Origin of the sequence: Ramlibacter agri, from assembly GCF_012927085.1 — a bacterium.
GTDB lineage: Bacteria > Pseudomonadota > Gammaproteobacteria > Burkholderiales > Burkholderiaceae_C > Ramlibacter > Ramlibacter agri.
Genome location: NZ_JABBFX010000001.1, coordinates 1,740,826 through 1,762,796, shown reverse-complemented (window position 1 = coordinate 1,762,796; position 21,971 = coordinate 1,740,826). Strand labels below are relative to the sequence as shown.

Sequence of the window (21,971 nt, the reverse complement as noted above, 5' to 3'; positions counted from 1 at the left end):
GCATGCCAAACCTCCGGTAACCGGTGTTGCAACCGGAAATCCTTCACATCGCGTTATACACGGTAGCGGCTGAGGCGGGCATCCGCCGCTTGGCCGCCCGCGAGGCCTCCGTCGTGCGGATTTCACGGGCGCCAGCGATTTTGCGGCAGGCGCGGGGCGGCCCGCGCCCCGGTTTACACCAGCACGCGCTCGATGCCGCCGGCGTTGGCGGCCTTCACGTACTCCGGCATCCAGTTCTCGCCCAGGATCTTGCGGGCCATCTCCACGACGATGTAGTCGGCTTCCAACAGGCCGTTCTGCAGGTCGTGGTTGTAGCGGGAGAGGCCTTGGAGGCAGCTCGGGCAGCTGGTGAGGATCTTGATGTCGTCCTTGGCCCCGACCGCGCCGGTGGCGCGCAGCGCCGCTTCGTCCTTGCGCAGTTCCTCCTCCTTGCGGAAGCGGACCTGGGTGGAGATGTCCGGGCGGGTGACGGCCAGCGTGCCCGACTCGCCGCAGCAGCGCTCCGACTTGCGCACGTTCTCGCCGACCAGCGCCTTCACCGTCTTCATCGGCTCCTGCAGCTTCATCGGCGTGTGGCAGGGGTCGTGGTACAGGTAGGCGCCGGCGCCCTCGAGCTTGATGCCCTTTTCCAGCAGGTACTCGTGGATGTCCACGATGCGGCAGCCGGGGAAGATCTTGTCGAACTCGTAGCCTTGCAGCTGGTCGTAGCAGGTGCCGCAGGAGACCACCACGGTCTTGATGTCCAGGTAGTTCAGCGTGTTGGCCACGCGGTGGAACAGCACCCGGTTGTCCGTGATCATCTTCTCGGCCTTGTCGAACTGGCCCGAGCCGCGCTGCGGGTAGCCGCAGCACAGGTATCCCGGCGGCAGCACGGTCTGGACGCCAGCGTGCCACAGCATCGCCTGCGTCGCCAGGCCCACCTGCGAGAACAGCCGCTCCGAGCCGCAGCCCGGGAAGTAGAACACCGCCTCGCTCTCGGAAGACGTCGCCTTCGGGTCGCGGATGATCGGGACGTAGTCGCGGTCCTCGATGTCCAGCAGCGCCCGCGCCGTGCGCGTGGGCAGGCCGCCCGGCAGCTTCTTGTTGATGAAGTGGACCACCTGCTCCTTGATGGGAGCCGTGTTGTGCGTTTCCGGCGGGCGCTGCACCTGCAGGTGGGCCAGGCCGCGCAGCAGGCTGTTGCCCATGCGCTGGGCCTTGTAGCCGACGCCGACCACCGCGCTGCGAATCAGCTTGATGCTTTGCGGGCTAGTGGCGTTCAGCATCATCATGGCCGCGGCGTTGCCGGGGCGGAAGCTCTTCTGCCCCATCTTGCGCAGCAGGTTGCGCATGTTCATCGACACTTCGCCGAAGTCGATGTTCACCGGGCACGGGTTCACGCACTTGTGGCAGACCGTGCAGTGGTCGGCGACGTCCTCGAACTCCTCCCAGTGCTTGATCGACACGCCGCGGCGCGTCTGTTCCTCGTACAGGAAGGCCTCGACCAGCAGCGAGGTGGCCAGGATCTTGTTGCGCGGGCTATAGAGCAGGTTGGCGCGCGGCACGTGGGTGGCGCACACCGGCTTGCACTTGCCGCAGCGCAGGCAGTCCTTGACGGAATCGGCGATGGCGCCGATGTCCGACTGCTGCATGATGATCGACTCGTGCCCCATCAGGCCGAAGGACGGCGTGTAGGCGTTGGTCAGGTCGGCGTAGACCGACACGTCCGCGTCCATCACCTTGCCGGCTTCCGAGGGCCGCAGCAGCTTGCCCTTGTTGAAGCGGCCTTCGGGGTCGACCCGGGCCTTGTAGTCGGCGAAGGGCGCGATCTCCTCGTCGCTCAGGAACTCCAGCTTGGTGATGCCGATGCCGTGCTCGCCCGAGATCACGCCGTCCAGCGAGCGGGCCAGCGCCATGATGCGCTTCACCGCCTCGTGCGCCGTCTGCAGCATCTGATAGTCGTCGCTGTTCACCGGGATGTTGGTGTGCACGTTGCCGTCGCCGGCGTGCATGTGCAGCGCCACCCACACGCGGCCCTTGAGCACGCGCTTGTGGATCGCGTTCAGCTCGCCCAGGATGGGCGTGAAAGCGTTGCCGCCGAACAGGTTGGCGAGCGGCGCGCGGATCTGTGCCTTCCAGCTCGCGCGCAGCGTGTGGTCCTGCAGCTGCGGGAACAGGGTGTCGACTTCGTCCAGCCAGCCTTGCCACTGCGCGCGCACGTCGCGGATCAGCGCGATGGCCTGCTGCACGCGGTCTTCCAGCAGTTCGGCCGAGGGGATCTCGCCGGCGTCGTCCTGCCGGCCCAGCGGCAGGTTGCCGCGGGCGAAGAAGGCTTCCAGTTCGGCCGCCAGCTGGATCTTGTTGCGCAGCGACAGCTCGATGTTGATGCGCTCGATGCCGTCGGTGTATTCGGCCATCCGCGGCAGCGGGATCACCACGTCTTCATTGATCTTGAAGGCGTTGGTGTGCTTGCTGATGGCGGCGGTGCGCTTGCGATCCAGCCAGAACTTCTTGCGCGCTTCCGGGCTGATGGCGATGAAGCCTTCGCCGCTGCGCGAATTGGCCAGGCGCACCACTTCCGAAGTGGCGCGTGCCACGGCATCGGGGTCGTCGCCGGCGATGTCGCCGATCAGCACCATCTTCGGCAGCACGGCACGCTTCGACTTGGTCGCGTAGCCGACGGCGCGCAGGTAGCGGTCGTCCAGGTGCTCCAGGCCCGCCAGCACGGTGCCGGTGCGAGCCTGCTCGGCGAACATGAAGTCCTTGATCTCGACGATCGAAGGCACGGCGTCCTTGGCGTTGCCGAAGAACTCCATGCAGACCGTGCGCGTATGCGCGGGCATGCGGTGCACGACCCAGCGCGCGCTGGTGATCAGGCCGTCGCAGCCTTCCTTCTGGATGCCGGGCAGGCCCGACAGGAATTTGTCAGTGACGTCCTTGCCCAGGCCTTCCTTGCGGAAGCGCGAGCCAGGGATCTCCAGGCGCTCGGTGCGCTGCGGCCTGGTCCAGTCGATCTTGCCGGCCGGTTCGAAGTAGCGCAGCTCGAAGGTGGCGACCGGGGCGTCGTGGATCTTCGACAGGTTGTGGTCCAGGCGGATCACTTCCAGCCACTGCGCGTCGGGCGTGACCATGCGCCAGGACACCAGGTTGTCCAGCGCCGTGCCCCACAGCACGGCCTTCTTGCCGCCGGCGTTCATGGCGATGTTGCCGCCGATGCACGAGGCTTCGGCGGAGGTCGGATCGACCGCGAACACGAAGCCGGCCCGTTCGGCGGCGTCGGCCACGCGCTGCGTCACCACGCCGGCCTCGGTCCAGACGGTGGGGATCGGCTGCTCGTGGCCCGGGATGGAGACGTGCTCCACCTCGGTCATGGCCTCGAGCTTCTCGGTGTTGATGACCGCGCTCTTCCACGTGAGCGGAATGGCGCCGCCGGTGTAGCCGGTGCCGCCCCCGCGCGGGATGATGGTCAGCCCCAGCTCGATGCAGCCCTTGACCAGGCCGGCCATCTCGGCTTCCGTGTCCGGGATCAGTACTACGAATGGGTACTCCACCCGCCAGTCGGTCGCATCGGTGACGTGCGACACGCGCGACATGCCGTCGAAGCGGACGTTGTCCTTGTGCGTGTAGCGGCGCAGGGCCTTGAGCGTGCGGGTGCGCAGTTCGGCCGTCTCGGCGAAGGTGTCGTCGAAGCGGCGCACGGCAGCGGAAGCGGCGTCCAGCAGCTCGCCCACCAGGGCGTCGCGCTGCGGGTCGCTGTCCGGCGTGCGGCGCTTCTGCACTTCGTTCAGGCGGTGCTGCAGGGCCTCGACCAGCTGCTGGCGGCGCTTGGGGTTGTCCAGGAGGTCGTCCTGGAGGTACGGGTTGCGCTGGACCACCCAGATGTCGCCCAGCACCTCGTACAGCATGCGCGCGCTGCGGCCGGTGCGGCGCTCTTCGCGCAGGCGGTTCAGGATCTCCCAGGCCCGGGACCCGAGCAGGCGGATGACGATCTCGCGGTCCGAGAACGAGGTGTAGTTGTAGGGGATCTCGCGCAGTCGCGGCGCATCGCCGTCGACTGCTGCCATCAGGTGCTGGATTGTTGTCGGCGCGTTCATCTGGGTTTCTCGCTGTCAGCCAAATGAAGGCAATCCGGCTGAAGGAAGATGTTACCGCAGTGCAGCAAGCCTCACAGGGCCGGGGCTTGCAAGCTACTGGCAAACCCGCTTGTGCCCGCACCGTCCGGCTTTGTCTAATGCCGGTCACAAATCCACCGTACAGTCACGGGCTTTGCATCCCGCAGGAGACGATTTCAATGAAGCTGAAGTATTCCTTCCTCGCGCTGGCCAGCGCTTTCGCGCTCGTTGCGCCGGCCGTGCAGGCCCAGACCGAGATCCAGTGGTGGCACTCGATGACCGCCGTCAACAACGAATGGGTCAACGATCTGGCCAAGGACTTCAATGCCCGCCAGAAGGAATACAAGGTCGTGCCGGTCTACAAGGGCAGCTACGACGAGTCGATGACGGCGGCGATCGCGGCCTTCCGCGCCGGCAACGCCCCGGACATCCTGCAGGTGTTCGAAGTCGGCACGGCCACGATGATGGCCAGCAAGAACGCCATCGTGCCGGTGAGCAAGCTGATGAAGGACGCCGGCAAGAAGTTCGACCCGGCCGCCTACATCCCCGCCGTGGCGAGCTACTACACGGCGCCTAACGGGCAGATGATGAGCTTCCCGTTCAACAGCTCCACGACCGTCTTCTACATCAACAAGGACGCCTTCGAGAAAGCCGGCCTGGACGCGAGCAAGCCGCCGTCCACCTGGCCGGAAGTGGCGCTGGCCGCCGCCAAGCTGAAGGCCAGCGGCCACAAGTGCCCGCTGACCATCGGCTGGCAGGGCTGGACCCAGTTGGAGAGCTTCTCCACCTGGCACAACACGCTGCTGGCGACCAAGCGCAACGGCCTGGACGGCCCGGACGCCCGCCTGGTGGCCAACTCGCCGCTGCACGTGCGCCACATCGAGAACCTGGCGAACATGGCCAAGACCGGCCTGTTCGTCTACAAGGGCCGCAACAACACCGCCGAAGGCACCTTCGTGTCGGGTGAGTGCGCGATGATCACGACGTCGTCGGGCTTCTACGGCAACGTGGCCAAGAACGCCAAGTTCAAGTTCACCGTGGCGCCCCTGCCCTACTACCCCGACGTGCCCGGCGCGCCGCAGAACACCGTGATCGGTGGCGCCAGCCTGTGGGTGATGTCCGGCAAGACCCCGGAGCACTACAAGGGCGTCGCCGCCTTCTTCGACTACCTGTCGAACCCGGAAGTGCAGTCGGCCAGCCACAAGCGCACCGGCTACCTGCCGGTCACCCTCGCTTCGTTCAAGCTGACCGAGGAATCGGGCTTCTACAAGCAGAACCCCGGCACCGACACCGCGGTGAACCAGATGATCCGCAAGACGACCGACAAGTCACGCGGCATCCGCCTGGGCAACTACGTCCAGATCCGCAACATCGAGGACGAGGAACTCGAGCAGGTGTGGGCCGGCAAGAAGGGCCCCAAGGAAGCCCTGGACTCGATCGTGAAGCGCGGCAACGAGTTGCTGGAACGCTTCGAGAAGCAGACCAAGCAATCGTCCTGACCGCTTCCCGGTCCTGTGCAAGCCCCGCTCCCGCGGGGCTTTTTCGTCATTTCATGGAGTCATAGACAATACCCGGCCATGGAGAAGAGGGTCACATTCAAATCGGCCTGGCTGCCGTGGGTTCTGCTCGCGCCGCAGGTCGTCATCATCGCTGTGTTCTTTTTCTGGCCGGCGGGCCAGGCGCTGGTGCAGTCGTTCCAGCAGCAGGACGCCTTCGGCACCTCGGTTCAGTGGGTCGGGCTGGAGAACTTCCGCAACCTGTTCGAGGACGCCAGCTACCTCGAGTCATTCAAGACCACGGCCGTCTTCTCGCTGTCCGTGGCGTTCTTCGGCATCACCCTGTCGCTGCTGCTTGCCTATTTCGCGGACCGCGCGATCCGCGGCGCGCTGTTCTACCGCACGCTGCTGATCTGGCCGTACGCCGTGGCGCCGGCCGTCGCTGGCGTAGTGTGGCTGTTCCTGTTCTCCGGCAGCATCGGCGTGGTCGCCTACTGGCTGCACAGCTGGGACGTGCCCTGGGACCCGCTGCTCAATGGCAACCACGCGATGGCGCTGGTGGTAATGGCCGCAGTCTGGAAACAGCTGTCGTACAACATCCTGTTCTTCGTCGCTGGCCTGCAAAGTGTGCCGCGCTCGCTGATCGAAGCGGCGGCCATCGACGGCGCCGGCGCCTGGCGGCGGTTCTGGACCATCCAGTTCCCGCTGCTGTCGCCCACCGCCTTCTTCCTGCTGGTGATCAACATCGTCTACGCGTTCTTCGACACCTTCGGCATCATCGATGCCGCCACCCATGGCGGCCCGGGGAAGGACACTTCCATCCTGGTCTACAAGGTCTACTTCGATGGCTTCAAGGCCATGGACCTGGGCGGCTCGGCGGCGCAGTCTGCCGTGCTGATGGTGATCGTGATCGCGCTCACCGTCGTCCAGTTCCGGTTCGTCGAGAAGAAGGTCAACTACTGATGGTCGAACGCAACCGATTCCTCACCTTCCTCACCCATGCGGTGCTGATCATCGGCATCCTGCTGGTGGCTTTCCCGGTCTACCTAACCTTCGTCGCCTCGACGCACACGACGCAGGAAGTGGTGCAGGTGCCGATGCCGCTGACGCCCGGCTCCAGCTTCCTGGACAACTACCGCGCGGCCCTCACGGGCGAGCGCGGCGGCGGCGGCTCGCACGCGCCGGTGGCGCACATGATGGCGGTGAGTTTCGCGATGGCCGTGATGATCGCCGTCGGCAAGATCGCGATCTCGCTGCTGTCCGCCTTCAGCATCGTCTACTTCCGCTTCCCGTTCCGGAAGGCTTTCTTCTGGGCGATCTTCGTCACGCTGATGCTGCCGGTGGAGGTGCGGATCCTGCCGACCTACAAGGTAGTCTCCGATCTCGGCCTGCTGAACTCCTATGCCGGCCTGACGATCCCGCTGATCGCCTCGGCGACCGCCACCTTCCTGTATCGGCAGTTCTTCCTGACCGTGCCGGACGAACTGGCCGAAGCGGCGCGCATGGACGGCGCGGGGCCGATGCGCTTCTTCAAGGACGTGGTGCTGCCGCTGTCAGCCACCAGCACAGCGGCCTTGTTCGTTATCCAGTTCATCTACGGCTGGAACCAGTACCTGTGGCCGCTGCTGATCACGACTGACGAGGGCATGTACCCCGTGGTGCTGGGCATCAAGCGCATGATGCCCACGGGCGGTGACGCGCAGGTCGAATGGAGCGTTGTGATGGCCACGGCCATCCTCGCCATGCTGCCGCCCGCGCTGGTGGTGACGCTGATGCAGAAGTGGTTCGTCAAGGGCCTGGTGGATACGGAGAAGTAAATTGCTTCGGGGACAGGCCAACGAGCGCGCAGCGCGGTTGCCCTGTCCTCGACTGATTAGGAGAAAAGATGTCTGGCATCGCATTCCGTGACGTCGTCAAGAAGTACGGCAAGGGCAAGCAGGAACTGCAGGTGATCCACGGCGTGAACGCCGAAGTGGGCGCCGGCGAGTTCGTGGTGATCGTCGGGCCTTCGGGCTGTGGCAAGTCCACTTTGCTGCGCATGGTGGCCGGCCTGGAGGAGATCTCCGGCGGCCAGATCGCCATCGGCAACCGCGTGGTGAACGACCTCGACCCGGCCGAGCGCGACATCGCCATGGTGTTCCAGAACTACGCGCTCTACCCGCACATGAGCGTGTTCGAGAACATGGCTTACGGCCTGAAGATCCGCAAGCTGCCGGAACCCGAGATCAAGGCGCGCGTCGACAAGGCCGCCGGCATCCTGGAGCTGTCGCACCTGCTGGATCGCAAGCCGCGCCAGCTGTCCGGCGGCCAGCGCCAGCGCGTGGCCATGGGCCGCGCCATCGTGCGCCAGCCGCAGGTGTTCCTGTTCGACGAGCCGCTGTCCAACCTGGACGCCAAGCTGCGCGCGCAGACCCGCATCGAGATCCAGAAGCTGCACCGCGAGCTGGGCATCACCTCGCTGTTCGTCACCCACGACCAGGTCGAGGCGATGACGCTGGCGCAGCGCATGATCGTGATGAACGCCGGCCGCATGGAGCAGTTCGGCACGCCCGAGGAGGTGTACCACCGCCCGGCGTCGACCTTCGTCGCCAGCTTCATCGGCTCGCCGCCGATGAACCTGCTGAAGGACGTGCAGGGCGGCCGCAAGGGCGCGATCACCGGCATCCGCCCCGAGCACCTGGACGTCGGCGACTCGGGCTGGGAAATGCGCACCGAGACGGTCGAACTGCTGGGTGCCGAGCGCCTGGTCTATGGCCGCGTGAACGGCGAGCAGATCATCGTGCGCATGGAGGAACACCAGCCGGCCCCGGTGGCCGAGCAGGTGATCCGCGTGAAGCCGCGTGAAGACCGGCTGCACTGGTTCGACGCCGAGAGCGGCCAGCGGATCCCCGCATGAAGCATTGGCCTTACCCGCTGTGGATCGCGCACCGCGGCGCCGGCAAGCTGGCGCCGGAGAACACGCTGGCCGCCTTCCGGCTGGGTGCCGCGCATGGCTATCGCATGTTCGAATGCGACGTGAAGCTGTCGGCCGACAAGGTGCCCTTCCTGCTGCATGACGCGACGCTGGAGCGCACCACCAACGGCATCGGCCGCGGCGCGGACCAGCCCTGGAACCAGCTCGCCCAGTTGGATGCGGGCTCCTGGCATTCGCGCAAGTACACCGGCGAAGCCATCCCCACCTTCGAGAACCTGGCGCGCTGGTGCATCGCCAACCGCCATTTCCTGGACATCGAGATCAAGCCGACGCCGGGCCAGGAAGCCGAGACGGGGGACGTGGTCGCACGTTACGCCGCGCGCCTGTGGCAGGGCCAGGCGGTGCCGCCCTTCCTGACCTCGTTCCGGCCCGAGTCGCTGCAGGCCGCCAAGCAGGCACAGCCCGAGCTGCCGCGCGGGCTGCTGCTGGACACGCTGTGGGACGGCTGGTTCGACATCGCGCGCCAGCTCGATTGCGCGGCGATCGTCTGCAACCATGCGCTGTGGGACGCCGCCACCGTGGCGAAGGTGCAGGGCGCGGGGATGCGCTGCCTGAGCTACACGGTCAACGACGACTGGGCGGCGCAGCGGCTGATCGCGCTGGGCACCGACGGCATCGTCACCGACCGGGTCGACCTCTTCTCGCCGGCCTGATCAGCGCAGGTCGCCGGCGAGGGACGCCAGCGTCTCCGCCCCGACCTGCAGGTGCGCGGGATAGTGGGTGTGGTCGCACCCCAGCTTGACGCCCGCACCGGCCTTCACGGCCTCGCGCATCGCCGGCGCCAGCTCGAAGCGCAGGAAGTGCACCGAGGAGGTCTTCTCCTCGTTCTCGCGATCCAGGTCCTCGTCGGCGATGGCGTAGACCCGGGCCTGGCCTTCCACCTCCACGAACATCCGGTCCTCCACGCCGATCAGGCGGCCCAGCTCGCGCTTGCGCTCGCTGACGTCCGGGTATTCGATCAGCATCGTGGCCTTCCAGTTGCCGCCGTCGGGCACCAGCGGCGCGTAGGCGTCGATCTCCTGCTGGATGCCCTCCTCCTCGAAGATCTTCTCGATGCGCAGCATCTCCTGGATCTGGTAGCGCATGGTCAGCTCGCTCTCGAACTGCACCATGATGTGCTCGCCCAGCTGCACGCTGCGCAGCTTGCGGTGGGCGATGACGTCCTCCTTGTGCGCCTTGCGCCACTTGCTGTACGCCTCCAGCGTCATCAGGCTGTCCGGCGTGATCTTTCCGGTGAGCTGCATCATTCGATCCCGTACGCCTTGCGGACCAGCGACAGCGGGTGGGCGAGCTGCGGCGTGCCCAGCCCGTTGACGTCGAAGCCCTGCGCGATGTGGTGGCCGCCCAGCGGGCAGTCGGAACTGATGTAGTCGGGCGCCTGCTCCGCCATCTTCTTGAACAGGGGCTTGCCGATCTTCATCGCCACCTCATGGTACGGCTTCTTGACCCCGAAGGTCCCGGCATGGCCGGAGCAGCGCTCGGTGGTCTGCACCGTGGTGCCGGGAATCAGCTTCAGCAGTTCCTCGGTCTTCTTGCCGATGTTCTGCACGCGGCCGTGGCAGGGCACGTGGTAGCTCACCTTGCCCAGCGGCTGGGGAAACTCGGTCTTCAGCAGGCCGTCGCGCCGGCGCGCGCCCAAGTACTCGAAAGGGTCCCACATGGCATCGCGCACGGCCAGCACGTCGGCGTCGTCCGGGTACATGAGCGGAATTTCCTGCTTGAACATCAGCGTGCAGCTGGGCACGGCGCTGAGGATCGCATAGCCCTCGCGCGCGTACTTCGCCAGCACCGGGATGTTCGCCTGCTTGCTGGCATCCACCGACTCCAGGTCGCCCAGTTCCAGCTTGGGCATGCCGCAGCACTTTTCCTTGTGCACCAGCTCGTAGGGGATGCCGTTGTGCGCCAGGATCTTCAGCAAGTCCATGCCGATGCCCGGCTCGTTGTAGTTGACGTAGCAAGTGGCGAAGATGGCCACCTTGCCGGGCGAACGCTCGCCGTCCGTGACTGGCGCATCGGCAGATTTCGGCGCGGCCTTGCGGAACTTGCGCGTGGCCAGCGCCGGCAGCCAGGCGTTGCGGTCCACGTGCAGCGTCTTCTCCATGGCCGCCCGCATCGGCTTGGTCTGGTTGACCGCGTTCGCGACCTGCACGACCACCGGGATGCCGGCAAACTGGCCGTGCACGTCGGTGGAGGAGAGGAATTTCTCGCCGAAGCTCACCTCGCCCTTCTTGAACTTGATGGACTTGGCGCGCAGCATGGTGTGCGGGAAATCCAGGTTCCACTCGTGCGGCGGCACGTAGGGGCACTTGGTCATGTAGCAGAGGTCGCACAGGTAGCACTGGTCGACGACCTTCCAGAAGTCCTGCTTCTCCACGCCGTCGACCTCGCCGGTCTTGCCTTCGTCGACCAGGTCGAACAAGGTGGGGAAGGCGCCGCACAGGCTGACGCAGCGGCGGCAGCCATGGCAGATGTCGAAGATGCGCTCCAGCTCCTGGAAGGCTGCGCCCTCGTCGTAGAACTCCCCGGTTTTCCAGGCGATCGGGTGGCGCGTGGGCGCTTCCAGGCTTCCTTCGCGTGCGGCCATCTTGTCTCCCTGCGGCGTTGTGCGTTCAGCGTTCAGCGAGGGGCGCTCACGGGGAACGCCCAACGCTCGACGCTCAACCTCAGTCGGTCAGTTCGTTCAGCGCCCTGGTATAGCGGTTCGCGTGCGAGCGCTCCGCCTTGGCCAGCGTCTCGAACCAGTCGGCGATCTCGTCGTGGCCTTCCTCGCGCGCGGTCTTGGCCATGCCAGGGTACATGTCGGTGTACTCGTGGGTTTCGCCGGCCACCGCGGCCTTCAGGTTGTCGCGGGTGCTGCCGATCGGCAGGCCGGTGGCGGGGTCGCCGCACTGTTCGAGCCACTCGAGGTGGCCGTGCGCGTGGCCGGTCTCGCCTTCGGCGGTGGAGCGGAACAGCGCCGCCACGTCGTTCTGGCCTTCCACGTCGGCCTTGTTCGCGAAATACAGGTAGCGGCGGTTCGCCTGCGATTCGCCCGCGAATGCGGCCTTCAGGTTCTCTTCCGTCTTGGAGCCTTTGAGTGCTGCCATGGAAATCTCCTTCGTGGTGAATGAAGTTTGCCCCGGCCTCCGGGCCGGAGACTCCGACAGCGTAGTGAGGGCCAAGGCGCGCGTCTAATAGGGCGGCTCAATTCGGTCCATGGACGTTGGCTATCGAGTCCAGCTCACCAATAACGATTCTCAACCGCGTTCGCGACCGCGCTTGGGCCTCTCCGGTCGTTACGGTATAGTAAACGCGTTACGCATTGGTAAATCCCGGAGACACCATGGCCCTCCCCGCGCCCGCGCCCATCCAGCAGCTGCACCACTACGCCTACAAGGCGCGCGACGCCGAGGAAACGCGGCATTTCTACGAGGACATCCTCGGCCTGCCGCTGTACCACATCATCCAGAGTGACCACGTGCCGAGCACGGGCGAGTACTGCCCGTACACGCACTTCTTCTTCCGCCTGCAGGATGGCAGCTTCATTGCCTTCTTCGACCTCGGCGACGACCAGGCCTGCGAGCCCTCGCCCAACACGCCGAAGTGGGTCAACCACATCTCCTTCCGCGTCGACTCCATCCAGGCCCTGCAGGACATGAAGGCCCGGCTGGAAGCCAACGGCGTCGAAGTGCTGGGCGTCACCGACCACCACATCTTCCACAGCATCTATTTCTTCGACCCGAACGGCATCCGCCTGGAACTGACGGCCCAGCTGGCCGACGAATTCCAGATGCTCGAGGAGAGCAAGACCGCGCACGCCCGGCTGCGCGACTGGAACGCGCGCAAGGAACAGTGGCGCAAGGAACGGGCGGACGGCAAATCTTCCGCGCCGCTGAAGCCGCAGCAGAACGACCGGCCCGAATTCGGTTCAAACTGACCGCTGCGGCGGTCATCCCGGGCAAGACCCGGGAACCACAATGTTCCTGGAGGAGACCCCATGGCGGAGCGCTACGCCGAAACGGCGTTCACGAACGGCTATGAATTCACCTCGGGCAGCGGCTACGCGCTGCCCGAATATCCCTTCAACCCGCCGCCGGAGATCGCCTCCGGCGCGACCAGCCACCACCCGATCGTCATCGTCGGCGGCGGCATCACCGGCCTGACCATCGCCTGCGCGCTGGCGCAGTACGGCGTGAATGCGGTGCTGCTGGACGAAGACAACACGGTCGGCGTCAAGGGCGCCTCCTCGCGCGGCATCTGCTACACGCAGAAGTCGCTGGAGATCTTCCAGCGCCTGGGCATCTACGACCGCATCGCCGGCAAAGGCATCCAGTGGAGCGTGGGCCGCACCTTCGCCGGCCAGGACGAGGTCTATTCCTTCGACCTGAAGCAGCAGAGCGCCTACAACCTGTCCGCGCAGCCGCCTTTCATCAACATCCAGCAGTTCTACATCGAGGGCTACCTGGTCGAGCGCATCTACGAGCTCGGCGGCGTGGACCTGCGCTGGAGCAACCGCGTCACCGCCTTCCAGGAGGACGGTGAGGGCGCGACGCTCACCGTCACCACACCGGCCGGCGACTACCGGCTGCGCGCCGACTACGTGATCGACGCCACCGGCTCGCACAGCCCTTTCCGCCACTGGACCGGCGCCAGCGTCACGGCGAAGAAGGGGGACGACCGCTGGTGCATCGCCGACGTCCGCTTCAAGGTGAAGCCGCCGGTGGAGCGCCACACCTGGATCGAGGCGCCCTTCAACGAGAACCGCGCCGTCTGGCAGCACCTGATGGGCGACAACGTCTGGCGCATCGACTACCAGATGTCGCCCGACTGCGACCCGGCCCACGTGAGCCGCGAGGAAGTGGTGCGCGAGCGGCTGGCGAAGCAGTTCGGCGCCGATGCCGAAGTGGAAATCGTCTGGGTCGGCCCTTACGCCTACCGCAGCGAATGCGTGGACCGCATGCGCCACGGCCGCGTCTTCTTCATGGGCGACTCGGCCAAGGTCGTCAGCCCCTTCGGCGCCCGCGGCGGCAACACCGGCATCGCCGACGCCGACAACCTGGCCTGGAAGCTGGCCGCCATCATGAAGGGCCGCGCCTCGCCCCAATTGCTGGACAGCTACCACGAGGAGCGCCACGAGGCGGCCCAGCAGAACGTGCAGGTCACCAACCGCACGGCCCGTTTCCTGCGGCCCGCGACGCCGGTGGAGAAGCTGTTCCGCGACGCCGCGCTGAGCCTGGCGCGCCAGCATCCCTTCGCCCGGCAGTTCGTGAACACCGGCCGCATGGCCATCGCCAACCCCTATTCGCGCTCCAGCGCCTGCGACCGCACCGGCGGCCAGTCGGTGCAGAACGTGTCCTTCGAATGGGCCGACGGCTCGCCCGGCCAGGTCAACGACCTGCTGCGCTGGGCCGACGGCCGGCTGCTGGTGTTGGTCTTCGGCGATGCCGCGCCGGGCTCCCTGGAGCGCCTGCGCAGCCTGTGCGAGACCGCGCCGCTGCGCTGCGTGCAGGCGCTGGGCCCGGACGACCAGCCGGGCGCCATCGAATACGTGCGCGACCCCAAGGGCCACCTGCAGGGCGCCTGCCACGTGTTCGGCCATGCCTGGGCGCTGGTGCGCCCGGACGCCTACGTGGCCGCCACCGGCGAGAGCGTGGACGCCACGCTCGTGCATGCCGTGGGCCAGGCGCTGGGCGCCGACCTGGAGGAAGCCGAATGAAGACCACGCTGAACCTGCAAGACGCCGACGGCTTCTACGAGCAGCTGCTGGACGCCCACCACGAGCTCACGCCCCAGCAGTCCGAACTGCTGAACGCGCGGCTCATCATGCTGCTGGCCAACCAGGTCGGCGATGCCAAGGTGCTCAAGGAGTGCGTGGAGGCCGCCCGGCAATTTCCCTGAGGGCCCGTAAAATCCCGGGGTGAGTACCGAACAACCCGGGCTGAACAGCCTTTCCAAGTCCTTCGAACCCGCCGCCATCGAAGCGAAGTGGGGCCCCCTCTGGGAGCAGCGCGGCTACGCCCGCGCCGGCTCCCGCGGCACCGGCGAGCCCGAGCCGGGCCAGCCGTCCTTCTCCATCCAGCTGCCACCGCCGAACGTCACGGGCACCCTGCACATGGGGCACGCCTTCAACCAGACGATCATGGACAGCCTGGCGCGCTACCACCGCATGCGGGGCTTCAACACGCTGTGGGTACCGGGCACCGACCACGCCGGCATCGCCACCCAGATCGTGGTGGAGCGCCAGCTGCAGGAGCAAGGCCAGAGCCGCCACGACCTCGGCCGCGAGAACTTCGTCAAGAAGGTCTGGGAGTGGAAGGAGAAGTCCGGCAACACCATCACCACGCAGATGCGCCGCATGGGCGACAGCGTGGACTGGTCGCACGAGTACTTCACGATGGACGAGAAGCTCTCGAAGGTCGTCACCCAGACCTTCGTGGAGCTGTACCGGCAGGGCCTCATCTACCGCGGCAAGCGGCTGGTGAACTGGGACCCCGAGCTGAAGACCGCGGTCAGCGACCTCGAGGTGGAGAGCGAGGAGGAAGACGGCTTCCTCTGGCACATCCGCTATCCGCTGGTGAATCAGGTTGGAAGCCTGGCGGCTTCGGGTTCCGGCTATCTCACGGTGGCGACCACGCGTCCCGAGACGATGCTGGGCGACACCGCGGTCATGGTCCACCCCGAGGACGAGCGCTACAAGCACCTGATCGGCCAGAAGGTGCAGCTGCCGCTGACCGGCCGCGAGATCCCCATCATCGCGGACGAATACGTGGACCGCGAGTTCGGCACCGGCGTGGTGAAGGTCACGCCCGCGCACGACCCCAACGACTACCAGGTGGGCCAGCGCCACGGCTTGCCGATGATCAGCGTCCTGAACCTGGACGCCACCATCAATGACAACGCGCCGGCCGCCTATCGCGGGCTGGACCGCTTCGTCGCGCGCAAGAAGGTCGTGGCCGACCTCGAGGCACAGGGCCTGCTGGCCGAGGCGAAGAAGCACAAGCTGATGGTGCCGCGCTGCGCCCGCACCGGCCAGATCGTCGAGCCGATGCTCACGGACCAATGGTTCGTGGCGATGACCAAGGTGAGCGACCAGGATCCCACCGGCAAGTCGATCGCGCAGAAGGCCATCGACGCCGTGCAGAGCGGCGCCGTGCGCTTCGTGCCCGAGAACTGGGTCAACACCTACAACCAGTGGATGAACAACATCCAGGACTGGTGCATCTCGCGCCAGCTCTGGTGGGGCCACCAGATCCCGGCCTGGTACGACGAGGACGGCAAGGTGTACGTGGCGGCCAGCGAGGCCGACGCCCAGGCGCAGGCCCCGGGCAAGAAGCTCACGCGCGACCCCGACGTGCTGGATACGTGGTATTCCTCAGCGCTGGTGCCCTTCTCCACCCTCGGCTGGCCGGCGAAGACGCAGGACATGGACCTGTACCTGCCCTCCACCGTGCTGGTCACCGGCTACGACATCATCTTCTTCTGGGTCGCCCGGATGATCATGATGACGACCCATTTCACCGGCCAGGTGCCGTTCCGCCACGTCTACATCCACGGCCTGGTGCGCGACTCGCACGGCAAGAAGATGAGCAAGTCGGAAGGCAACGTGCTCGACCCGGTGGACCTGATCGACGGCATCGCGCTCCCGCCGCTGCTGGACAAGCGGACCACCGGCCTGCGCAAGCCCGAGACGGCGCCGGCGGTGCGCAAGAACACCGAGAAGGAATTCCCGGAAGGCATCCCCGCCTACGGCGCCGACGCGCTGCGCTTCACCTTCGCCTCGCTGGCGACGCTGGGCCGCTCGATCAACTTCGACGCCAAGCGCTGCGAGGGCTACCGCAACTTCTGCAACAAGCTCTGGAACGCCACCCGCTTCGTGCTGATGAACTGCGAGGGCCAGGACCTCACCGAGCAGGACGCCACGCTCACGCCGGCCGATCGCTGGATCATCTCGCGCCTGCAGAAGGCCGAAGCGGAAGTGGCGCGCGGCTTCGCCGACTATCGCCTGGACAACGTCGCCAGCGCTATCTACCAGTTCGTCTGGGACGAGTACTGCGACTGGTACCTCGAGATCGCCAAGGTGCAGGTGCAGACCGGTGAGAAAGCGGAAGACCCGCAAGCGGGTCGCGCGCAGCAGCGCGGCACCCGCCGCACGCTGATCCGCGTGCTGGAAGCGATCCTGCGCCTGGCCCATCCGGTGATCCCCTTCATCACCGAGGAGCTGTGGCAGAAGGTCGCGCCCGTGGCCGGCAAGCAGGGCGACTCGATCAGCGTGTCCGCCTATCCCGAGCCGAACAACGCCTACCTCGACGCCGAAGCCGAAGCCTGGATGGCGCGCCTGAAGGAAGTGGTGGACGCCTGCCGCAACCTGCGCGGCGAGATGAACGTGTCGCCCTCGACCCGCCTGCCCGCCTACGCGGTGGGCGACGCCGGCTTCGTCCGTTCGGCGGCGCCCGTGCTGCAGGCGCTGGCGAAGCTAAGCGAAGTGAAGGTGTTCGACGACGAAGCGGCCTGGGCCGCGGCCGCGCAGGCCGCGCCCGTCGCCGTGGTGGGCGAGACGCGCCTGTGCCTGTACATGGAAATCGACGTGGCCGCGGAGAAGGTTCGCCTGTCCAAGGAAGCGGCGCGCCTGCAGGGCGAACTGGCCAAGGCGCAGGGCAAGCTGTCGAACGAAGCCTTCGTGGCCAAGGCCCCGCCCGCGGTGATCGAGCAGGAGCGCAAGCGCATCGCCGACTTCACGGCGTCTCTGGAGAAGATCCAGGGGCAGCTGGCGCGGCTCGGCTAGGCTGGGTTTCGGGGCCGCCGGGATCCAGCAGGCCCATGAGCCCGCTGACCGTGCCGTCGAACATGCTGGGCGACGGCGCGGTCAAGGTCTCGTGGATGCGTTGCGCCACGTACCAGCTGGCGCGCTGGCGCGACTCGCGCGTGTACGAGCCGAGGCGCGGCGTCAGGAACAGGTTGGCGCGCTCGTGCAGCGGGCTGCCCTGCGAAGCGAAGCCGGCTTCCGCCGAATCCAGCAGCGCGGCCTCGATGCGGCCGTCGGTGAGCGCGCGGGCCAGTGCGTGCGGGTCGAAAAAGTCCGAACGCGTGTTGCTCACCCACACCTGCCCCGGCTTGCAGTGGGCCAGCACCTTGTCGTTGACGAAGCCGCGATAGCGCGAGGCGTAGAGCACCTGCACCGCCACCGCGTCGGCATGCGCGACCAGTTCGTCCAAAGTCACCGGTTGCACGCCGAGCCGGCGCCAGGTGGGCGCCGTCTGGTGCACGGCGGGGTCGTAGCCGATCAACTTGACGCCCAGCGACTGCAGCATGATCGCCAGCGGATGCGCGCTCGGCGCCAGCCCGAGCAGGCCCAGCACGCTGCCATGCAGTTCGCGGCCCAGGCGGATCGGCGCGTGGCGGTCACCTGCCAGCGACTCGCCGATGCCGCGGCGGAACAGCGACAGCAGGCCGGCCAGCAGGTATTCGGCATTGGCGCGCAGGCTGGCGGAACTGGCCTGGATCACGCGCACGCGGCGCTCGCGGCAGGCTTCCAGGTCGGTGTTGTCCGAGCTCACGTGCAGGCGCGCCACCGCCTTCAACATCGGCGCGAAATCGAGGAATTCGCGCGTGACCAGCGCCTTGCGCGAGAGCACCACGGCCTGCGCCTTGTAGACCGCGCGGCGCAGTGCGGCCGTATCGGCATCAGCCAAGTCAGGCCGCAGGGACACGGCATGGCGTTCTTCCAGCCAAGCCTGGGCGTCGGGGGCCAGTCTCTCAAGCAGTAAGATTTCCAAGGCGCGTCCTTGTCTGGCAACCATGCCGGGCGCGTGTGCGCGAAAATCCGGAGCTTGCCGGCATGTGCGGCAAACTGTAAAGAATCCTTTCAAGGCGGTCCACGAAATTGTTCACGCAGATCCAGAAGGCAGTTTTTCCCGTCGCCGGCCTCGGCACGCGATTCCTCCCGGCCACCAAGGCGCAGCCCAAGGAAATGCTGCCGGTGGTGGACAAGCCCCTGATCCAGTACGCGGTCGAAGAAGCCTATGAAGCCGGCATCCGGCACATGATCTTCGTGACCGGACGCAACAAGCGCGCCATCGAGGACCACTTCGACACGGCCTACGAGCTCGAAACCGAGCTCGAAGCCAGCGGTAAGCAGCAGTTGCTGGACCTGGTGCGCTCGCTGGCGCCGGCCGACATGGACTGCTCCTATGTGCGCCAGCCGCGTTCGCTGGGCCTGGGCCACGCGGTGCTGTGTGCCGAGGCGCTGGTCGGAAATGAACCTTTCGCAGTACTCCTGGCCGACGACCTGATGTGCGGGCCGGAGGGCGGCGCCGGCGTGCTGGCGCAGATGGTGAAGCAGTTCCAGCAGACCCCGACTTCGCTGCTGGCGGTGCAGGAAGTGCCGCTGGAGCACGTGCGCCGCTACGGCATCGTGGCGGGCGACACGGTCGACGACCGGCTGGTCAAGGTGCGCGAGATGGTAGAGAAGCCGGCGCCGGACAAGGCGCCTTCCCGCCTGGGCGTCGCGGGCCGCTACATCCTCACGCCGGCGGTGTTCTCGCGCATCCGCAACCAGCCGCGCGGCAGCGGCGGCGAGATCCAGCTCACCGACGGCATCGCGCAGCTGATCGGCACCGAAGGCGTGCACGCCTTCCGCTACCAGGGCAAGCGCTACGACTGCGGCAGCAAGGAAGGCTTCCTGGAAGCGACCGTGGAATTCGCGCTGAAGCACCCGGAGGTGGGCCCCGCCTTCCGCGCCTACCTGCAGGGCCTGAAGCCCTGAGGCTCAAGACGCGGGCTCGAAGCCGTCCGCGTCCGGCAGCTCGATGCGCTGCCTGCCGCGCCACACAGCGCCGGGCTGCAGCGAAACCGGATTCTCGATGGCCGCGGCTTCGATGCACAGCATGCGCGTCCAGTCCTGCGGCGGCATGTCCGCGAAGCGCGCATCGCGCGGCAGCCCCGGATTCCAGACCACCGCATCGGCGAATCCCTGCTGGTGCAGGCGGCGCAAGCCGTTGCCGTCACGTAGTTCCAGCGCCGGCGGGACGCCGCGATAGACCCGGTCGATTTCGCCGTCGACGCGCAGCGCGGGGGCCTTTTCGGTCTTCAACGTGTTGCCATCGAGGGCGTCTTCGTAGGCCAGCCCCTGGAGGCCTGTGAGCGAAGCCTGCCGTACGTCATCGACCGCCAGGTAGGTGTGCAGCGCCGCCGTGAAGTCCAAGGGCTGGGGTCCGGTGTTGTGCGCCTCCAGCGCCAGCTCCAGCCAGCGCGGCCCCAGGCGCACGACCAGCACGAGCCGGAAGGGATGCGGCCAGCCCAAGGTGGCCGGCAGGCCATCGAACTGCCAGCGCCCTTCGGCGATGCGCGCATGCGGCGCGGGAAAGGACGCCATCTCCCAGCGCCGCGTCCGCACCAGGCCATGTCGCGGCAATGGCCCACGCTCGCCAAACTGGGGGAAGCAGACCGGCACGCCGCCCCGCACCGCGCGGTCGGCAGCAGGCCGCGAGAGCGGGCTCCAGTAGATCTGTTCCCGGCCCGCCGCCTTCCAGGACAGCAGCTGGGCACCGTGCAGGCTGATGGTGGCCTCGTCGCCGCCGGCGTTGTGCAGCGTGACGAGGGCCTCATCCGCGTTCGGGTCCACGACCGGATCAGCGCCGGCGCAGCACGTGGACGAACTCGCCGCCCACGGTCTGCTGTTCGACGAGTTCGTTGCCGGTCTGCTTGGAGAAGGCCTGGAAGTCGCGCAGCGAGCCGCCGTCGGTGGAGATGACCTTCAACAGCTGGCCGCTCTGCATGTCCGTCAGCGCCTTCTTGGCCTTCAGGATGGGCAGGGGGCAGTTGAGGCCGCGCGTGTCGATTTCCTTGTCGTATGTCATGGCGTCTCCTCAGGTGCGGGGCGGCAGGTCCATGAACTGCGGCTGGTGGCCCCGGCTGCGCAGCCAGTCCGCCAGCGCGTAGCCGGTGCCGGCGGGCCAGCAGCGCACCTGGTCATAGGCAAACAGCTTGTAGTCTACGAGCTCCGGCGAGAGCCTCACCGCGCCGCTGCAGCGCGCGTGGTAGGCGATGATCACCTGGTTCATGCGCTGGAAGTCGTAGACGCCGATCAGGTTCAGTTCCTCGGCCTGCAGGCTGGTCTCCTCGGCGATCTCGCGCGCGATGCCCTCCTGCGGCGTCTCGCCGGCTTCCATGAAGCCGGTGATCAGCGCGTACATCTTGTGGGTCCAGGCCGCGTTGCGCGCGAGCAGGATGCGGTCGTCGTACTGGATCACTGCCGCCAGCACGGGGGTCGGGTTGTTCCAGTGCGTCCAGCCGCAGGCGGGGCAGCGCAGGCGCTGCTTCTCGCCGCCGTCTTCCATCTGCGCGACCCGTGCCAGCGGCGCCGCGCATTGCGGACAGAACCGGTAATCGCTCACGCCGGAAACACGCCCGTCGAAAGGTAGCGGTCGCCGCGGTCGCAGACCACGAACACGATGGTGGCGTTCTCCACCTGGTTCGAGATCTGCTGCGCGACCCACAGCGCGCCGGCCGCCGAGATGCCGCCGAAGATGCCTTCCTCGCGCGCCATGCGCCGGCACATCTCCTCGGCGTCGTCCTGGCCCACGTAGACCAGTTCATCCACCGTGCTCGGGTCGTAGATCTTCGGCAGGTATTCCTGCGGCCACTTGCGGATGCCCGGGATGCGCGAACCTTCGTTGGGTTGCGCGCCGACGATGCGAACCTTCGGGTTCTTTTCCTTCAGGAAGCGCGACACGCCGGTGATGGTACCCGTGGTGCCCATCGCGCTCACGAAGTGCGTGATGCGCCCGCCGGTCTGCTCCCACAGCTCGGGGCCGGTGGTCTCGTAGTGGATGCGCGGGTTGTCGGGGTTGGCGAACTGGTCGAGCACGCGGCCCTTGCCTTCGCGCTGCATGTTCTCGGCCAGGTCGCGCGCGTATTCCATGCCGCCGCTCTTGGGGGTGAGCACCAGTTCGGCGCCGAAGGCCTTCATGGTCCGCGCGCGCTCGATGGAGAGGTCCTCCGGCATGATCAGGACCATGCGGTAGCCGCGCACGGCCGCGGCCATCGCCAGCGCGATGCCGGTGTTGCCGGAAGTCGCCTCGATCAGCGTATCGCCCGGCTTGATCTCGCCGCGCTCCTCGGCGCGCTTGATCATGGACAGCGCCGGGCGGTCCTTCACCGAACCGGCCGGGTTGTTGCCTTCGAGCTTGGCGAGGATCACGTTGCCGCGGCGCGCGTTCTCCGCCGCACCGATGCGCTGCAGCGCCACGAGCGGCGTGCGGCCGATCGCATCCTCGATGGTGGGGTAGTTCATGGCTGCACTGTGCCATAATTTCGGGCTCCCCTCCCTCGCTGCCGGAGTGGCGAAATCGGTAGACGCAGCAGATTCAAAATCTGCCGGTGGCAACACCGTGCCGGTTCGATTCCGGCCTCCGGCACCAAGCAATTCCCCTG

Annotated in this window: 19 protein-coding genes and 1 tRNA gene; 11 read left to right on the top strand and 9 right to left on the bottom strand. The window is 66.9% G+C overall.

Annotated features, from left to right (window positions below; all coding sequences use genetic code 11):
* Window positions 1-173: 173 nt before the first annotated feature.
* Window positions 174-4,073 carry a DUF3683 domain-containing protein gene (locus tag HHL11_RS08490; RefSeq protein WP_169417968.1) on the bottom strand — a complete coding sequence of 1,300 codons (3,900 nt, stop codon included), beginning with the start codon at window positions 4,071-4,073 and terminating at the stop codon, window positions 174-176.
* Between the two features lie 197 nt (window positions 4,074-4,270).
* Here HHL11_RS08490 and ugpB point away from each other — a divergent pair, with 197 nt between their 5' ends.
* The 5 genes from ugpB (at window position 4,271) to ugpQ (ending at window position 9,214) form a co-directional block, all read left to right on the top strand.
* Complete coding sequence (gene ugpB, locus HHL11_RS08485; RefSeq protein ID WP_169417967.1) at window positions 4,271-5,590, top strand: sn-glycerol-3-phosphate ABC transporter substrate-binding protein UgpB; 1,320 nt, start codon at window positions 4,271-4,273, stop codon at window positions 5,588-5,590.
* 78 nt (window positions 5,591-5,668) lie between these two features.
* On the top strand, window positions 5,669-6,550 hold the full coding sequence (gene ugpA / locus HHL11_RS08480) for a sn-glycerol-3-phosphate ABC transporter permease UgpA (RefSeq protein WP_169417966.1): 882 nt from the start codon (window positions 5,669-5,671) through the stop codon (window positions 6,548-6,550).
* The gene (gene ugpE, locus HHL11_RS08475) at window positions 6,550-7,404 is read left to right on the top strand and encodes a sn-glycerol-3-phosphate ABC transporter permease UgpE (protein ID WP_169417965.1); all 855 of its coding nucleotides are present in this window, start codon (window positions 6,550-6,552) and stop codon (window positions 7,402-7,404) included. The genes ugpA and ugpE overlap by 1 nt, the downstream gene beginning before the upstream one ends.
* A gap of 68 nt (window positions 7,405-7,472) precedes the next feature.
* Complete coding sequence (ugpC, locus tag HHL11_RS08470; protein WP_169417964.1) at window positions 7,473-8,483, top strand: sn-glycerol-3-phosphate ABC transporter ATP-binding protein UgpC; 1,011 nt, start codon at window positions 7,473-7,475, stop codon at window positions 8,481-8,483.
* Window positions 8,480-9,214 carry a glycerophosphodiester phosphodiesterase gene (ugpQ, locus tag HHL11_RS08465; protein ID WP_169417963.1) on the top strand — a complete coding sequence of 245 codons (735 nt, stop codon included), beginning with the start codon at window positions 8,480-8,482 and terminating at the stop codon, window positions 9,212-9,214. The genes ugpC and ugpQ overlap by 4 nt, the downstream gene beginning before the upstream one ends.
* Here ugpQ and HHL11_RS08460 read toward each other — a convergent pair whose 3' ends face one another.
* The 3 genes from HHL11_RS08460 to HHL11_RS08450 all read right to left on the bottom strand — a co-directional run bounded on the left by HHL11_RS08460 (window position 9,215) and on the right by HHL11_RS08450 (window position 11,647).
* A complete protein-coding gene (locus HHL11_RS08460) occupies window positions 9,215-9,805 on the bottom strand; it encodes a DUF3501 family protein (RefSeq protein WP_169417962.1) in 591 nt (196 codons plus the stop codon).
* Entirely contained in the window at window positions 9,805-11,145 is a 1,341-nt protein-coding gene (locus HHL11_RS08455; protein WP_169417961.1) for a (Fe-S)-binding protein, read from the bottom strand. Before HHL11_RS08455 ends, HHL11_RS08460 begins: the two co-directional genes overlap by 1 nt.
* A gap of 79 nt (window positions 11,146-11,224) precedes the next feature.
* A complete protein-coding gene (locus tag HHL11_RS08450) occupies window positions 11,225-11,647 on the bottom strand; it encodes a rubrerythrin family protein (protein ID WP_169417960.1) in 423 nt (140 codons plus the stop codon).
* A 236-nt stretch (window positions 11,648-11,883) separates the two neighbouring features.
* On the opposite strand from HHL11_RS08450, the gene HHL11_RS08445 reads away from it, so the two are divergent.
* Genes HHL11_RS08445 through HHL11_RS08430 form a run of 4 tightly spaced genes read left to right on the top strand, consistent with a single transcriptional unit; the run spans window position 11,884 to window position 17,322 of the window.
* Window positions 11,884-12,477 (top strand): VOC family protein, encoded by a 594-nt coding sequence (locus tag HHL11_RS08445; RefSeq protein ID WP_169417959.1) that lies wholly within the window; start codon window positions 11,884-11,886, stop codon window positions 12,475-12,477.
* A 60-nt stretch (window positions 12,478-12,537) separates the two neighbouring features.
* Window positions 12,538-14,256 carry an FAD-dependent oxidoreductase gene (locus tag HHL11_RS08440; RefSeq protein ID WP_169417958.1) on the top strand — a complete coding sequence of 573 codons (1,719 nt, stop codon included), beginning with the start codon at window positions 12,538-12,540 and terminating at the stop codon, window positions 14,254-14,256.
* Complete coding sequence (locus HHL11_RS08435) at window positions 14,253-14,438, top strand: DUF2783 domain-containing protein (protein WP_169417957.1); 186 nt, start codon at window positions 14,253-14,255, stop codon at window positions 14,436-14,438. The genes HHL11_RS08440 and HHL11_RS08435 overlap by 4 nt, the downstream gene beginning before the upstream one ends.
* A gap of 19 nt (window positions 14,439-14,457) precedes the next feature.
* The gene (locus HHL11_RS08430; RefSeq protein ID WP_169417956.1) at window positions 14,458-17,322 is read left to right on the top strand and encodes a valine--tRNA ligase; all 2,865 of its coding nucleotides are present in this window, start codon (window positions 14,458-14,460) and stop codon (window positions 17,320-17,322) included.
* Here HHL11_RS08430 and HHL11_RS08425 read toward each other — a convergent pair.
* A complete protein-coding gene (locus tag HHL11_RS08425) occupies window positions 17,273-18,337 on the bottom strand; it encodes an NAD(P)-dependent oxidoreductase (RefSeq protein ID WP_240980030.1) in 1,065 nt (354 codons plus the stop codon). The genes HHL11_RS08430 and HHL11_RS08425 overlap by 50 nt on opposite strands.
* 83 nt (window positions 18,338-18,420) lie before the next feature.
* On the opposite strand from HHL11_RS08425, the gene galU reads away from it, so the two are divergent.
* A complete protein-coding gene (gene galU / locus HHL11_RS08420) occupies window positions 18,421-19,302 on the top strand; it encodes a UTP--glucose-1-phosphate uridylyltransferase GalU (RefSeq protein WP_205964230.1) in 882 nt (293 codons plus the stop codon).
* Window positions 19,303-19,305: 3 nt separating this feature from the next.
* Here the strand turns inward: galU and HHL11_RS08415 are convergent, their stop codons facing one another.
* The 4 genes from HHL11_RS08415 to cysM are packed head-to-tail and all read right to left on the bottom strand — an operon-like array spanning window position 19,306 to window position 21,831.
* Entirely contained in the window at window positions 19,306-20,160 is an 855-nt protein-coding gene (locus HHL11_RS08415; protein WP_169417954.1) for an aldose epimerase family protein, read from the bottom strand.
* Between the two features lie 7 nt (window positions 20,161-20,167).
* Entirely contained in the window at window positions 20,168-20,395 is a 228-nt protein-coding gene (locus tag HHL11_RS08410) for a sulfurtransferase TusA family protein (protein WP_169417953.1), read from the bottom strand.
* A 9-nt stretch (window positions 20,396-20,404) separates the two neighbouring features.
* Window positions 20,405-20,932, bottom strand: a complete 528-nt coding sequence (locus HHL11_RS08405) for an NUDIX domain-containing protein (protein ID WP_169417952.1) — start codon at window positions 20,930-20,932, stop codon at window positions 20,405-20,407.
* Window positions 20,929-21,831 (bottom strand): cysteine synthase CysM, encoded by a 903-nt coding sequence (gene cysM / locus HHL11_RS08400; protein ID WP_169417951.1) that lies wholly within the window; start codon window positions 21,829-21,831, stop codon window positions 20,929-20,931. The genes HHL11_RS08405 and cysM overlap by 4 nt, the downstream gene beginning before the upstream one ends.
* Window positions 21,832-21,871: 40 nt before the next feature.
* Between cysM and HHL11_RS08395 the strand changes: the two genes are divergently transcribed.
* A tRNA-Leu gene (locus HHL11_RS08395) sits at window positions 21,872-21,958 on the top strand.
* Window positions 21,959-21,971: the final 13 nt, after the last annotated feature.